A 13,845-nucleotide genomic window follows, 5' to 3' on the forward strand; every position below is an offset into this window, starting at 1 on the left:
CCCCTCGAGGCGGTGGGCCTCCGCAAGTCCTACGGCCGCCGCCTCGCCGTCGCCGGGATCGACCTGACGATCCGGCCCGGCGAGTCGGTCGGCCTGCTCGGCCCCAACGGCGCCGGCAAGACCACGACGGTCAAGATGCTGCTCGGACTGGTCCACCCCGACGCCGGGCACGCCCGGCTGTTCGGCGTCGACGCGAGCGACCCCCGCGCCGGCACGGGGGTCGGCTACCTGCCGGAGACGTTCGCCCAGCCGGTCTGGGCGACCGGCCGCCCGGTGCTGGCCACCCACGCCCGCCTGGCCGGCGTCGACCCGGCCGGCTTCGACGGCGCGATCGACCACGCCATCCACACCGTCGGGCTGGCGGGCCGGGGCGACGACAAGGTCGGCGGGTACTCGAAGGGCATGCGCCAGCGCCTCGGGCTCGCCGCGGCCCTGCTCGGCGACCCCGGCCTGATCATCCTCGACGAGCCGACCTCGGCGATGGACCCGATCGGTCGGCGCGAGGTCCGTGACGTCGTGCGGGATCTGGCCGCCGGCGGGACCGCGGTCCTGCTCAACTCCCACCTCCTCAGCGAGGTCGAGGCGGTCTGTGACCGCATCGTGGTCATGCACCGCGGCAGGGTCCTCGCCGACCGGCCCGTGCAGAGCCTGCCGACCGGTGGGGAGGTGCGGATCACCGCTGACGCGCTGACCGACGCGCACCTCGCGATCGTCGAGGGCCACGGGGTCGTCGGCCACCGCGACGACCGCTCCGCCGTGGTCGTGCTGGACGACGCCGACGCGCTGCCCGAGCTGGTCGCCGCCCTCGTCGGCGCCGGCGCCGCCATCCGGGCGGTGGTGCCGCTCCAGTCGAGCCTCGAGGAGCTGTTCATCCGGCTGGTCGACGCCGACGACCTCGACACCGCCGCGCAGGACGCCGCCGCCCGCGACACCCGCGCGGGGGAGGGGGCGGGTCGATGACCGTCTTCCTCGATGCCCTCCGCGAGGCCCGCAGCCGGAAGATCCTCGCCGTCGGGATCGTCGTCAGCCTCCTCTTCATCGCGCTGTTCTGGCTGGCGTACTCGATCGGGTTCTCCCGCCTCGAGACCGACAACCCCCAGGACCGCGCGATCGCCGCGACCGCGATGACCGTCCTCGGCCTGTACGCGGTGCAGTTCCTCGCCGCCTTCCTCGCGATCCTGCTGTCGACCGGCGCGATCGCCGCGGAGGTCGACTCCGGCCGGGCCCTGTCGATCCTGGCCCGCCCGGTGCCGCGCTGGTCCTGGCTGGTCCAGCGCACGGCCGCGTTCGGCAGCCTGGTGGTCGCCTACGTCGTGGTGATGGTCATCGCCGTCCTCACGATCGCCGCCGGCATCGGCGGGTTCTCGGCGTTGGACCCCGGCCGGGCCATCGCCCTGCTGATCGCCGAGGTCGTCTTCCTCATCGCCGCCGGGGTGTGCCTGTCGACGCGGCTGTCCGCCATCGCCGCCGGCGTGGTGGTCGTCGTCGCCTACGGCCTCGCCTGGCTGGCCGGGATCATCGAGTTCGTCGCGGCCACCCTCGACAACCAGTCGCTCGAGCGCGTTGGCATCGCCATCTCGCTGGTGATCCCGAGCGACGCCCTGTGGCGCAGCGCCTCGTACTACCTGCAGTCGCCCGCGCTGCTCGCGGCCGGGGACTTCGGGCTCCCGTTCGCCTCGACGGATCCGCCGAGCGGCTGGCTGGTCCTCTGGGGCCTCGTCTACATCGCGCTGCTCGCCGCCGCAGCGATCTGGTCCTTCCGCCGACGCGACCTGTAGCCCCTCGAACGGGGTGCGTGCGGGACCGCCGGGTTGGGGACGGTAGGATGAATTCGAACGACTCCGAAAGGCCCGACGTGCAGGTCCGCTTCTACTTCGACCCCCTCTGCCCGTGGTGCTGGATCACCAGCTTCTGGCTCGACGAGGTCGCCCCGCACCGAGACCTCGAGGTGGATTGGCGCTCGATCAGCCTGCTGGTCCGCAACGAAGGTCGGGACGTGGACCCGGAGTACGCCGAGCGGTACCTGCCGGCCATGCAGCGCTCCTTCGGCCTGCTGCGCATCGTGGAGGCGCTCCGCGCCGACGGGCACGCCGACCGGATCCGGGACGTGTACGTCGCCTTCGGCCGCCACTTCCACCAGCCCGACGCCGAGTCGGGCGAGGCGGGGCTCGACTTCGACATCGCCGAGGCGCTCCGGTCCGCCGGCGTCGACGACGGCTACGCGAAGGCCTACGACGACACCGCCTACGACGCCGCGGTCCGCGCTTCCACGCGCGAGGCGGAGGAGGTGGCCGGCGACGACGTCGGCACGCCGATCGTGGCCGTCCAGGTCGGCGACGAGTGGAAGGGCTACTTCGGGCCCGTCATCCCGTCGGTCATCCGCGGTGACGAGGCGCTGCGGCTGTGGGACGGTCTGGCCGCGCTGGTGCAGACCGAGGGCTTCTACGAGCTGAAGCGCACCCGCACCGTCGGCCCGCAGCTCGAGACCGTGCCCTTGGACCAGCGCCGTCCCGCTGGACCAGGTCGGCAGTCGGACTAGACCGGACGGGTCATCCGCGGACCTCCTTCAGATCGCCATCCACCCCGCCGATGACGTAGGGGATGGAGGGTCAGGTGGAGGAGTCGGTCGACGCCCGGTTGGCGCGGGCCTTCCTCGCCGCGCCGAACGGGATGATCGTCGTCGACCGCGACGGCGTGATCGTCGCGACCAACCGCCGGGCGGCGGAGTTCATGCGCTGCCACGGCCAGGACCTCCTCGGCAACCTCGCACGGGACATGGTCGACCCCGCCGACCTCGCTCGGAACCTGCCCGCGATGAGCCGCCTGTGGCGCGAGCCCGGGGCGACCGTGACGATGCAGATGGCGTTGCGGGATGTCGACGGCAACCGGCTGCCCGCCGAGATCAAGGCCAGCCACGACCCCGTGAGCGGCGACGTGGTCATGTACATCGAGGACCTCCACGACCGCCTCCAGGTCCAGGCGCGCCTCGAGACCCTCAGCCGCTACGACGCCATCACCGGCCTGCCGAACCGGCGCAGCATCCTGGACCAGATCGGCCACCACCTCGCCGACGCGTCACCGGCACGGCCCTGCGCGGTGCTCGCCGTCGACGTGGACCGCTTCCAGGCCGTCAACGACCTGTTCGGGCAGGAAGCCGGCGACTGGGTCCTCGCCACCCTCGGCGAGCGGCTCGGATCCGTCGTCGGCCACGCGGACGTCGGCAGGCTCGGCGCGGACGAGTTCGTGGCGGTGGTCCCCGACGTCCCCGACGCCGCCGCCGCGTTCGCGATCGCCCGGCAGCTGCAGGACGCGGCGTCGCAGGGGATGTCGCGCAACGGCGTCCCGCTCCGCCTGACCGTGACCGTCGGGATCGCCCTCGCCGGCGAGCCGGTGGACCCGGCCTCGCTGATCCAGCGGGCGGAGATCGCGCTGCACCGCGCCCGCGCCGCCGGGCGGTCCGCCGACCTCGCCGAGAGCGCCGACGTCGCCGAAGCCGTGCGCGACCTCCGCCTCGAGACCGCTCTGCAGGCGGCGGTCCACGACGACGACCTCGACGTCGCCTTCCAGCCCCTGATCGACATGGCCGGTGAGGTCGTCGCGGTCGAGGCGCTCGTCCGCTGGCCTGGCAGCGGCGTCTCGGCCGGGCAGATCATCGAGGCCGGCGAGCGCGCGGCGCTGATCGTGCGGGTGGGGGAGTGGGTGCTCGACCACGCCCTCGCCGCCCTGCCGGCGCTGTCCGCCGCGGCCGGGCGTGACCTGCGGTTGAACATCAACTGGTCCACCCGGCAGCTGAACCGGGGCGGGCTGGTCGAGACGATCCGGACGGCATGTGACCGCCATGGGCTCGACCCCTCGCGGGTGTGCGTGGAGCTGACCGAGACCGCCGCCATGCTCGACCAGGCCGCCACCGTGCAGACGCTCCGGGACCTGGCCGCGCTCGGCGTCCGGGTCGCCGTCGACGACTTCGGGATGGGCTACTCCTCGTTCGCCTACCTGCGGGACCTGCCCGTCGACGAGGTCAAGCTCGACCGCACCTTCGTGCAGCGGGCCGGCACGGACGCCTCGGCCGCCGACGTGCTGGACGGGATGAGCCGGCTTTGCCGCGGCCTCGGGCTCGACGTCGTCGGGGAGGGGGTCGAGAACTCCCACGAGCTCGAGCTCGTCCGCAACGCCGGCTGCACCTACTGGCAGGGCTACCTGGGCGCCCGTCCGATGGCGGCCTCGGAGCTGGTCGAGAAGCTCGCCGCCTGGCCGGACCGGATGGGCTTCGCGCTCGGCTCCGACGAGGACGCCGCTGCCGCCGACGCGGACGAGCGCGACGTCCTGCAGGCCGTCCGCGGTCTGCTGCGCTACGACGGCAGCGACGTGGCGGGGGCGTTGGCACACCTGCTCGCGGTGCTCGTCGACGCGCTCGGGTGCGACGTCGGCGTGGCGTGGACGGCCGAGACGGGCGCGGTCGGCCACGGCCTCGCGGTCACCGACGCCGTCGGTGCGGCTCTGGCCCGGAGCGTCAGCCGGGGCGGCCAATGCGTCCAGCACGCGGTCGCCGACGACCTGCCCGGCGACCTGGTCCGGCGTGCCGGCATCCGCTCGTGGTTCGCCCTGCCCCTCCACGGCCGTGACGGCGCGGTGCTGGTCGCCCACACCGGCGACCGGGACTTCAGCGGCATCGCCCAGCGCCTCGCCAGGACCGTGCTCGAGTCGAGCGACGTGCTGTTCAACTCCGCGTCGGCGAAGGAGCGGCTGCGCCGCGAGGCGGCCCAGGCGGCCACCGAGGCGCGCACCGACGGGCTGACCGGGTTGTTGAACCGGACGGGGTGGGAGGAGGCCGTCGACCACCGGCGTCAGGTCCCCGCCCCCACCGGTGTGGTCATCTGCGACGCGAACGGCTTCAAGGCGCTGAACGACACGCTCGGCCACGCCTCGGGTGACCGGCTGCTGCGCCGCATCGCCGGCCAGATCGCCCGGTGCACCCCTCCCGGCGGGGTCTCCGCGCGCCTCGGCGGGGACGAGTTCGGCGTCCTGGTGCCCGGCGCGGCCGACGACGTGCTCGCCGGTCTGGCCCACCGCCTGCGGGAGGCGCTGACCATGACCGTCCCCGAGACCGGCGGCACGGCGACGGTCGCGGTCGGGACCGCGCTGGCCATCGCCGGGGACGACGTGGACGCGGCGATCGTGCGGGCGGACGCGGCGATGTACGCCGCCAAGGCGAGCCGGGGCCCACGGTCCCGGCGGGTGGGGTCGGCCGGGTGACGGTGGGTCGGGTGACGACGGGTCGGGCCACCCCGGGCCGCTCCCGCGCCGAGGCGCGACTCGCCGGCGTGCTCGACGCCGTGCCGGGTGGCATCGCCGTCCTCGACGCGAGCGGGGTGATCCTCGAGGTGAACGCCGCGCTGGCGACCCTCGCCGGTCTGGAGGCCGCTGACCTGGTCGGCCGCAACGGGATCGAGCTGGTCGACCCCGGCGACCTCGACCAGCACCGCCGCAGCATGTGGCGGCTGTGGCGCGTCCCGGGCGCCTCGGCGACCATGCACATCGGCCTGCGGCGCGCCGACGGGACCGCCATCCCGGTGTCGGTGACCGGTGCGGCGGTCTCGGGCGACCACGACGCCGATGTCGTCCTCTACGTCGAGGACCAGCGCGACGCCATGGCCGCCGAGGCGCGGGTCGACTACCTGTCCCGCATCGACACCGTCACCGGGCTGCTCAACCGCCGCACCGTCACCGGGCGGATCGGCACCGCGCTGCGCGCCGCCGACGGCACGGCCCACGTCGCGGTGGTGGTCGTCGACCTGGACCGCTTCCAGACCGTCAACGACCGGTTGGGCCACACCTTCGGCGACCACGTCCTCTCCACCGTCGCGGCCCGCATGACCGAGGTCTGCGCCGACTCGGAGGTCTGTGGGAACTCGGCCACCGTCGGGCGGCTCGGCGCCGACGAGTTCGTCGTCGTGGTCGCGCGCGCCGGCGACGTCGACGGGCTCCTCGCCACCGCGCGAGCCATCCGCCGATCGATCGCCGAGCCGATCCACGCCGGGGACGAGTCGATCCACCTCACCGCGACGGTCGGCATCGCCGTCGAGGCCAACCCGGACGCCCACGCCGAGGCGCTCGTGCAACGGGCCGTCATCGCGCTGCACGGCGCCCGCGCCGCCGGTCGGACCGTCGACGTCGCCGACGAGGGCGACGCCCGCGCCGTGGTCGCCCAGCTCGAGGTCGAGGCCGCCGTGTCCGTCGCGATCCACGACGACGGGCTGTACGTGGTCTTCCAGCCGATCTACGACGCCGCCGACCGCCCGGTCGCCGTCGAGGCGCTGGTCCGCGCCCACGACGACGCGATCTCCGCCGCCGACATCGTCGCCGCGGCGGAGCGGTCGTCGCTGATACTCGACCTCGGCCGCGTGGTCCTCGACCAGGCGCTCGCCGCCATGCCGACCCTGGACGCCGCCGCCGGCCGCCCCCTGCAGCTGAACGTCAACCTCTCGGCCCGCCAGATCCACGAGCCGACGATCGTCGAGCAGATCCTCGGCGCCGTCCGCCGCCACGGCTTCCCGCCGTCCCAGCTGTGCGTCGAGCTGACCGAGACCGCGGCCATGTCGGACCCCACCGCCACCATCGAGGCGCTGTCGGCCCTGCGGCGCGCGGGCGTGTCGATCGCCATCGACGACTTCGGGGCCGGCTACTCGTCGTTCAGCTACCTCCGCGACCTCCCGGTCGACCGCGTGAAGGTGGACCAGGCGTTCCTCCACCGGGCCGGCGAGGACGCGGCCGCCCGCCAGGTCCTCGAGGGGATGGTCGGGCTGTGCGCCGGCCTCGGCCTCGAGAGCGTCTGCGAGGGCGTCGAGAACACCCACCAGCGCGACGTGGCCATCGCGGCCGGCGCGACCGGCTGGCAGGGCTACCTCGGCTCCCGCCCGCTGCCCGCCGACGAGCTGGCCGCGGTGCTCGTGGCGTCCGGGGGCGCCGAGGACCCGCTGCCCGCCGACGAGCCGGACCAGGTCGCGGACCTGCTGGCCGATCTCGGCATGGTCGACCTGCTGGTGTTCCGGCGCCTGGGGGAGGGACGGTACGCCCACCTGGGAGGGGTGGGTCGCGGGGCCGGCTGGGCCGGCGTGGTCGAGATCGACCTCGCCGCGGAGACCTTCGTCGCCGGGGCGCTCGGGCGCAGCGACCGGGTGTTCATCTCCTCGAGCGAACCGGTCCGCGTCGTCGGGCCGTACTACGCCACCACGAGCCTGGTCGTGGCGACCGACGACGCGCTGGTCGTCCTCGGCCACCCCGACGAGGCCAGACCCCTCGACCGCGGCGACCCCCGGGTGGACCGGCGGGGCGCCGCGGCGCTGGCCGAGATCGTCGAGGTGTCCCCCGCCAAGCCCCTCGCCGACGAGCTCGAGGTGCTCGAAGCGGTCCAGGAGCTCCTCCGCTTCGACGGCGCGGACCTCGGCGAGGCGCTCGCCCACCTGCTGGCTGTCACCTGCGACGCGCTCGGCTGCGACGTCGGGTTCGCCTGCCTGCCAGACGTGGGCGTCGTCCGGTTCGGCGTCGCCGACGACGTGGACGTGTCGGGCTGCAGCGAGCTCGGCGACGCGCCCCGCTGCCTGCAGTACGCCGCCGAGGACGACCTGCCCGGCGGCCTGGTCCCGCGCCTCGGCATCCGGTCCTGGTACCTCCTCCCGTTGCACGGCGGGCGGGGCCGCATGCTCGTCGCCCACACCGCCGACAGCCCGCGGGGCTTCACCGGGTTGTGCCAGCGGGTCGGCCGGACCCTCGCCGAGTCGAGCGACGTGCTGTTCCGCGCCGCGCAGGCCCGGGAGGAGCTGACCCGGCAGGTGGACCAGGCGGCGTCAGAGGCCCGGACCGATGCGCTGACCGGGCTCGCCAACCGGCTGGGGTGGGACGAGGCGGTGGAGGAGCTCGCCCACGGCCCCGGCGGGGTCGGCGTGCTGGTCGCGGACCTGGACCGGTTCAAGGAGCTGAACGACACCCACGGCCACGCCGAGGGGGACCGGGCGCTCAAGGTGGTCGCCAGGGTGCTCGCGGAGGCGGTCGCCGAGGTCGCGCCGTCGGGGGCGCTGGCGGCACGCATCGGCGGGGACGAGTTCGGCGTCGTGCTGCCGACCGAGGACCCCGTGGTGGTCGAGCAGCTGCGCAGGCGGGTGCGGGACCGGGTCGAGGCGGTCGACGCCGGCGTGTCCTGCACCGTGGGGACGGCCTGGACCGAGGGGGGCGCCGGCCTCGAGGCCGCCCTGATCGCCGCCGATCGGGCGATGTACGCCGCGAAGTTGGGGTAGGCGCTCGCCGTCGGGTCGCCGGTGGTGGGTGACTGCACGTCGTCGGGCGGCCGGCGGTGGCCGACTGCACGGTGTCGGGTGGGCGGCCGCGGTCAGCTGCACGGTGTCGTGTGGTCGGCGGTGGCCGACTGCACGTCGTCCAGTGCACGGCGATGGCCGACTGCACGTCGTCCAGGACGGTCCCGGAGAGCGTGCAATCGCGCGGCCGACCCAGCCAGACGACGTGCAGTCGGGGGACGGACTGCTCGACGACAGGCAGCCCGTCGCACCAGCCTGGCCGCGGACGTGGCCGTCCCGCCCGTCAGATCGTCGCCGTCAGCCGGACGCCGCGCGCACATCGTCCGCCATCTGCTGTCAGCACCACCCAGACCGGACGTCTTGTCGTCAGAGGCCTTGTCCCCGCGTCGACCTGCACCCTAGGTTGAGCCCCGACCCGGCCGTGTCCGGTGCGCCATCCCCACCCCGCGGCCGCCGCGCCAGTGCGATGCTCGTCCCGGCGATCCCGAGCCGAGCGAGGAGGCCCCCGAAGTGAGCGACCCCTCAGGGCAGAGGCCCGACCCGACCGACCTGCTGCCGCCGCAGGAGCCGATCCAGATCCTGGACGACGACGGCCACCTCCACGACGTGGAGGGCTACCCGATCGACGACCTGACCGACGACGACCTGCGGGACCTCTACCGGTACATGGTCGTCAGCCGGCGGATCGACAAGCAGGCGATCAACCTGCAGCGCCAGGGCCAGCTCGGCGTCTACGCGTCCCTGCTCGGCCAGGAGGCAGCCCAGGTCGGCGGGGCCTACGCCCTGCAGGAGCGCGACTGGGTGTTCCCCTCCTACCGCGAGATGGGCACCGCGATCGTCCGCGGCGTCGACCCGGGCAAGATCCTCCACCTCTTCCGCGGCACCTGGCTGAGCGACTACGACCCGTACGAGTTCAACTTCGGGCTGCTCAGCATCCCGATCGGCACCCAGGCCCTCCACGCCGCGGGGTTCGCGATGGGTGCGAAGTTCGACGGCACGGACCTGGTGGTGATGGCGTACTTCGGGGACGGCGCGACCTCCGAGGGCGACCCGCACGAGGCGATGAACTTCGCCGCGGTCTACGACGCCCCGTGCGTCTTCTTCGTCCAGAACAACCAGTACGCGATCAGCGTCCCCCTCAGCCAGCAGACCAAGGCCCCGACGATCGCGCACAAGGCGGTCGGCTACGGCATGCCGGGCTACCGCTGCGACGGCAACGACGTCCTCGCGACCTACGCGGTGACCAAGCAGGCGGTCGAGCGGGCCCGCCGCGGCGAGGGCCCCTCCCTCATCGAGGCCGTCACCTACCGGATGGAGGCGCACACCACCGCCGACGACCCGACGCGCTACCGCACGCCGGAGGAGATGGCGGAGTGGCAGCGGCGCGACCCGATCGCCCGCTACGAGCGGTTCATCACCGAGCGCGGGCTGATGGACGCCGACCTGAAGGCGGCGATCGACGCCGACGTCGAGGAGCTGGCCGGCAAGATCCGCGAGGAGATCTACGACGCGCCGCACGGCGACCCCCTCGAGCTGTTCGACCACGTCTACGTCGACCCGATCCCCGACCACGAGGACCAGAAGGTGATGCTCAGGCGCGAGCTGGACGCGGCGGGCACCACCGGAGAGGAGGCGTAGGCAGATGGCGATCACCATGGCCCAGGCCCTGAACACCGCCCTCCACGACGCGTTCGAGAAGGACGACCGGGTCGTCCTGTTCGGCGAGGACGTCGGCACCCTCGGCGGCGTCTTCCGGATCACCGACAAGCTGCAGGAGCGCTTCGGCGCCGACCGCTGCTTCGACACCCCCCTCGCCGAGTCCGGCATCGTCGGCACCGCCGTCGGCATGGCCATGTACGGCTACCGGCCGGTGGTCGAGATGCAGTTCGACGGCTTCACCTACCCGGCGTTCGAGCAGATCGTCAGCCACGTCGCGAAAATGCGGAACCGGTCGCGCGGCACGGTCACCCTCCCGATCACGATCCGGATCCCCTACGGGGGAGGGATCGGGGCGGTCGAGCACCACTCTGAGTCCCCCGAGGCCTACTTCGCCCACACGGCCGGGCTGAAGGTCGTCACGCCGGGCACGCCGAGCGACGGGTACTCCCTGCTGCTCGAGTCGATCTTCTCCGACGACCCGGTCATCTTCTTCGAGCCCAAGCGCCGCTACTGGCTGAAGGAGGACGCGACCCTGCCGACCGCGACCGAGCCGATCGGCCGGGCCGTCGTCCGCAAGGAGGGGACGACCGCGACCCTCGCCGCCTACGGCCCGATGGTGAAGACCTGCATGGAGACCGCCCAGGCCGCCGAGGCCGAGGGGTGGGACCTCGAGGTCGTCGACATCCGCTCCCTCACCCCCTTCGACCACGAGACGATCGTCCGCTCGGTCGAGAAGACCGGCCGGTTGGTCGTGGTCCACGAGGCCGCGGTGAAGCTCGGGTTCGGGGCCGAGGTGGCCGCCCGCATCCAGCAGCACGCCTTCTACTACCTCGAGGCGCCGGTCCAGCGGGTCGGCGGCTTCGACATCCCCTACCCGGCGGCGATGCTCGAGGAGTACTTCCTCCCCGACGTCGACCGGATCCTGGACGCCGTCGCCACCACGCTGGAGTACTAGGCATGCCGACCGTGTCGAATTCCGAGACGTCCCGCTCGAGGGACTTCCTGCTCCCCGACCTGGGCGAGGGGCTGACGGAGGGCGAGATCGTCTCCTGGCTCGTCGCGGTCGGCGACACCGTCGCCGTCGACCAGTACGTCGCCGAGGTCGAGACCGCCAAGGCCGTCGTCGAGGTGCCCTCCCCCTACGCCGGGACGGTCACCGCCCTGCACGCGGGGGAGGGGGAGGAGGTGGAGGTCGGCGCCCCGCTGATCACCATCGAGGTGGCCGACCCCTCCGCCGGCCCGCCGGAGGAGCCGACCCCGACCACCCCGGTGGCCGACGACATCCCGGTGGTGGAGGAGGACGGGGCCGACGACGACGAGGACTCCGGCAACGTCCTGGTCGGCTACGGCACGTCCGGCGGCAAGGGCTCGCGCCGCCGCCGGGTGACCGCCCGCGGCGACTCCGCCGATGCAGGGGCAGCGCCGGGAGGCTCGTCGACGCGGGTCGAGCGCGCCACGACCCCGCCGGCCAAGCCGCCGGTGCGGAAGATGGCGAAGGACCTCGGGGTCGACCTGACCACCGTCGAGGGGACCGGCCCGGACGGGATCATCACCCGGGCCGACGTCGAGGCGGCATCCGCGGGCGGGCCGGCGGTCCCCGCACCCGAACCCGCCCCGGCGCCGGAGCCCGCCGAGCCCGTCACGATCCCCTCCGCGCCGGCGGGCGCGCTCGAGGCCGAGCGCGTGCCCCTCACCCAGCTCCGCAAGGCCGTCACCGCGCAGATGACCCGCTCGCGGCGGGAGATCCCCGAGGCGGTCACGTGGGTGGAGGCGGACGCCACACCGCTGTGGGAGCTGCGCGAATCGCTCAACGACGGCCAGGACGACGTCAAGGTCTCGGCCCTCGCGATCATCATGCGGATGGTCGTCGCCGGGCTGCGGCGCTTCCCCACCCTCAACGCGTCGCTCGACGTCGAGGCGCAGGAGATGGTGCTGCACCGCCACGTCAACCTCGGCGTCGCCGCCCAGACCGACCGCGGGCTGGTCGTCCCCGTCGTCGAGGGCGCCGACCGGATGGACATCCTCGCGCTGGCCACGAGCCTCAACGACCTGGCCGCCACCGCCCGCGCCGGCAAGCTCGCGCCGGACCAGATGCGCGGCGGGACGTTCACGATCTCGAACTACGGGGCCTTCGGCGTCGACGGCGGCGACATGGTCATCAACCACCCCGAGGCCGCGATCCTCGGCGTGGGTCGCATCCACGACAAGCCGTGGGTCGTCGACGGCGTCGTGCAGGTCCGGAAGGTCATCACCTACTCGATCGCCTTCGACCACCGCATCATCGACGGCGGCGAGGCGGCCGGGTTCATCCGGTTCCTCGCCGACGTGACCGAGGACCCGACCCGCCTGCTGGCGTCGCTGTAGGGCCCGGACCGATGGCTGACCACGACGTCATCGTCCTCGGCGGCGGACCCGGCGGGTACGCCTCCGCCCTGCGCGCCGCCGTGCGCGGCCTGTCCGTCGCGATGGTGGAGGCCGACCGCGTCGGCGGCACCTGCCTGCACTGGGGGTGCATCCCCTCGAAGGCCATGCTCCACGTCGGCGGCATCCTCGACGAGGCGCGCGACGCCGAGCGGTTCGGCCTCGACCTCACGGTCGGCGGCATCGACGTTGAGCGGATGGCCGCGTTCCGCCAAGGCGTGCAGGACCAGCTCACCTCAGGCCTCGAGGGGCTCGTGAGGGCCCGCGGGATCACCCACCTCACCGGCTGGGGCACGGTCGGTCCCGACGGGCACACCGTCACGGTCACCGGCGACGACGGAGAGCGGGCCCTCACCGCCGACCACGTCGTGATCGCCGTCGGCTCTGCGGTCCGGTCCCTCCCCGGGGTCGAGGTCGACGGCGATGTCGTGATCACCTCCGACACCGCGACCCACCTCACCCGCATACCCGAGCGGGCGCTGGTGATCGGCAGCGGCGCGGTGGGGCTCGAGTTCGCCAGCCTGTTCCGCTCCCTCGGCGCGTCGGAGGTGACCGTCGTCGAGGCGCTCGACCGGATCGCCCCGCTCGAGGACGTCGACGTCTCGACTGCCCTCGCCCGGGCGTTCCGCAAGCGGGGCATCACCACGGTGGCCGGGACCACCGCGACCGACGTGACCGCCATCGACGGTCCCACCGGCACGGCCGCCACCGTGAGCCTGTCCGATGGCGACGCCCACGTCGTCGACACCGTCCTGGTCGCGGTCGGCCGACGCCCCCGCACCGAGGGGATCGGCCTGGACGACCTCGGGGTCCTCGACGAGCGCGGGTACGTCGTCGCCGACCCGTCCGGCCGGACCGCGGTCGACGGCGTCTGGGCGGTCGGGGACGTGCTCGCACCGCCGTCCCTCGCCCTCGCCCATGCCGCCTTCGCCGAGGGGTTCGCCGTCGCCGACCAGATCGCGGGCGAGCGCGTCACCCCGGTCGACCACACCCTCGTCCCGCGGGTCACCTACTGCACGCCCGAGGTGGCGAGCGTCGGCCTGACCGAAGCCCAGGCCCGCGAGCGCCACGGCGACGCCGTCACCGCCACCACCACGAGCATGCGCGGGAACGCGAAGGGGATCATCCACGGCTCGGACGGGTTCGTGAAGGTCGTCGCCGGCGGCCCGGAGGGGGCGGTGCTCGGCGTCCACGTCGTCGGCCCGCACGCGACCGACCTGATCGCCGAGGCCCAGCTCATCACGGCGTGGGAGGCCCTGCCCGCGGAGGTCGCCGCGCTCGTGCACCCGCACCCGACCGTCGCCGAGGCCATCGGCGAGGCCCACCTCGCCGCCGCGGGCCTCCCCTTCCACACGCACTGACCACGCATGCCGCGGCGGAGCTGGACCACGTGATCTGCCCCGCCGACTGCACCAGGTCGGTGTGATCGGCTAGACCTGGCCGCGACGAACCCGCT

The 13,845-nt window shown here is 73.7% G+C and carries 9 protein-coding genes; all 9 read left to right on the forward strand.

Going from position 1 to position 13,845, the window contains the following annotated elements:
* Window positions 1–960: ABC transporter ATP-binding protein (locus ACEQ2X_RS17190; protein WP_370327067.1), on the forward strand; the 960-nt coding region annotated here is incomplete at its 5' end.
* Window positions 957–1,778: an ABC transporter permease subunit gene (locus tag ACEQ2X_RS17195; protein ID WP_370327068.1), complete on the forward strand. Its 822-nt coding sequence runs from the start codon at window positions 957–959 to the stop codon at window positions 1,776–1,778. The genes ACEQ2X_RS17190 and ACEQ2X_RS17195, both read left to right, overlap by 4 nt.
* A 47-nt stretch (window positions 1,779–1,825) precedes the next feature.
* On the forward strand, window positions 1,826–2,539 hold the full coding sequence (locus ACEQ2X_RS17200) for a DsbA family protein (RefSeq protein ID WP_370327069.1): 714 nt from the start codon (window positions 1,826–1,828) through the stop codon (window positions 2,537–2,539).
* Window positions 2,540–2,601: 62 nt separating this feature from the next.
* Complete coding sequence (locus ACEQ2X_RS17205; protein WP_370327070.1) at window positions 2,602–5,253, forward strand: diguanylate cyclase domain-containing protein; 2,652 nt, start codon at window positions 2,602–2,604, stop codon at window positions 5,251–5,253.
* Window positions 5,254–5,264: 11 nt separating this feature from the next.
* Window positions 5,265–8,291: an EAL domain-containing protein gene (locus ACEQ2X_RS17210; protein WP_370327071.1), complete on the forward strand. Its 3,027-nt coding sequence runs from the start codon at window positions 5,265–5,267 to the stop codon at window positions 8,289–8,291.
* Between the two features lie 528 nt (window positions 8,292–8,819).
* Window positions 8,820–9,947 carry a pyruvate dehydrogenase (acetyl-transferring) E1 component subunit alpha gene (gene pdhA / locus ACEQ2X_RS17215; protein ID WP_370327072.1) on the forward strand — a complete coding sequence of 376 codons (1,128 nt, stop codon included), beginning with the start codon at window positions 8,820–8,822 and terminating at the stop codon, window positions 9,945–9,947.
* Between the two features lie 4 nt (window positions 9,948–9,951).
* Window positions 9,952–10,923, forward strand: coding sequence for an alpha-ketoacid dehydrogenase subunit beta (locus tag ACEQ2X_RS17220; protein WP_370327073.1), 972 nt, complete (start codon window positions 9,952–9,954; stop codon window positions 10,921–10,923).
* A gap of 2 nt (window positions 10,924–10,925) precedes the next feature.
* A complete protein-coding gene (locus ACEQ2X_RS17225; RefSeq protein WP_370327074.1) occupies window positions 10,926–12,332 on the forward strand; it encodes a dihydrolipoamide acetyltransferase family protein in 1,407 nt (468 codons plus the stop codon).
* An 11-nt stretch (window positions 12,333–12,343) separates the two neighbouring features.
* Window positions 12,344–13,750 carry a dihydrolipoyl dehydrogenase gene (gene lpdA / locus ACEQ2X_RS17230; protein WP_370327075.1) on the forward strand — a complete coding sequence of 469 codons (1,407 nt, stop codon included), beginning with the start codon at window positions 12,344–12,346 and terminating at the stop codon, window positions 13,748–13,750.
* Window positions 13,751–13,845: the final 95 nt, after the last annotated feature.

It is taken from the genome of Euzebya sp. (assembly GCF_964222135.1).
Lineage (GTDB): Bacteria > Actinomycetota > Nitriliruptoria > Euzebyales > Euzebyaceae > Euzebya.

Bases quoted from the DNA above. Each gene is read 5' to 3' on its own strand.
- ACEQ2X_RS17195 (WP_370327068.1), top strand. From the start codon at position 957: ATGACCGTCTTCCTCGATGCCCTCCGCGAGGCCCGCAGCCGGAAGATC.
- ACEQ2X_RS17200 (WP_370327069.1), top strand. From the start codon at position 1,826: ATGAATTCGAACGACTCCGAAAGGCCCGACGTGCAGGTCCGCTTCTAC.
- ACEQ2X_RS17205 (WP_370327070.1), top strand. From the start codon at position 2,602: ATGGAGGGTCAGGTGGAGGAGTCGGTCGACGCCCGGTTGGCGCGGGCC.
- ACEQ2X_RS17220 (WP_370327073.1), top strand. From the start codon at position 9,952: ATGGCGATCACCATGGCCCAGGCCCTGAACACCGCCCTCCACGACGCG.
- ACEQ2X_RS17225 (WP_370327074.1), top strand. From the start codon at position 10,926: ATGCCGACCGTGTCGAATTCCGAGACGTCCCGCTCGAGGGACTTCCTG.
- lpdA (WP_370327075.1), top strand. From the start codon at position 12,344: ATGGCTGACCACGACGTCATCGTCCTCGGCGGCGGACCCGGCGGGTAC.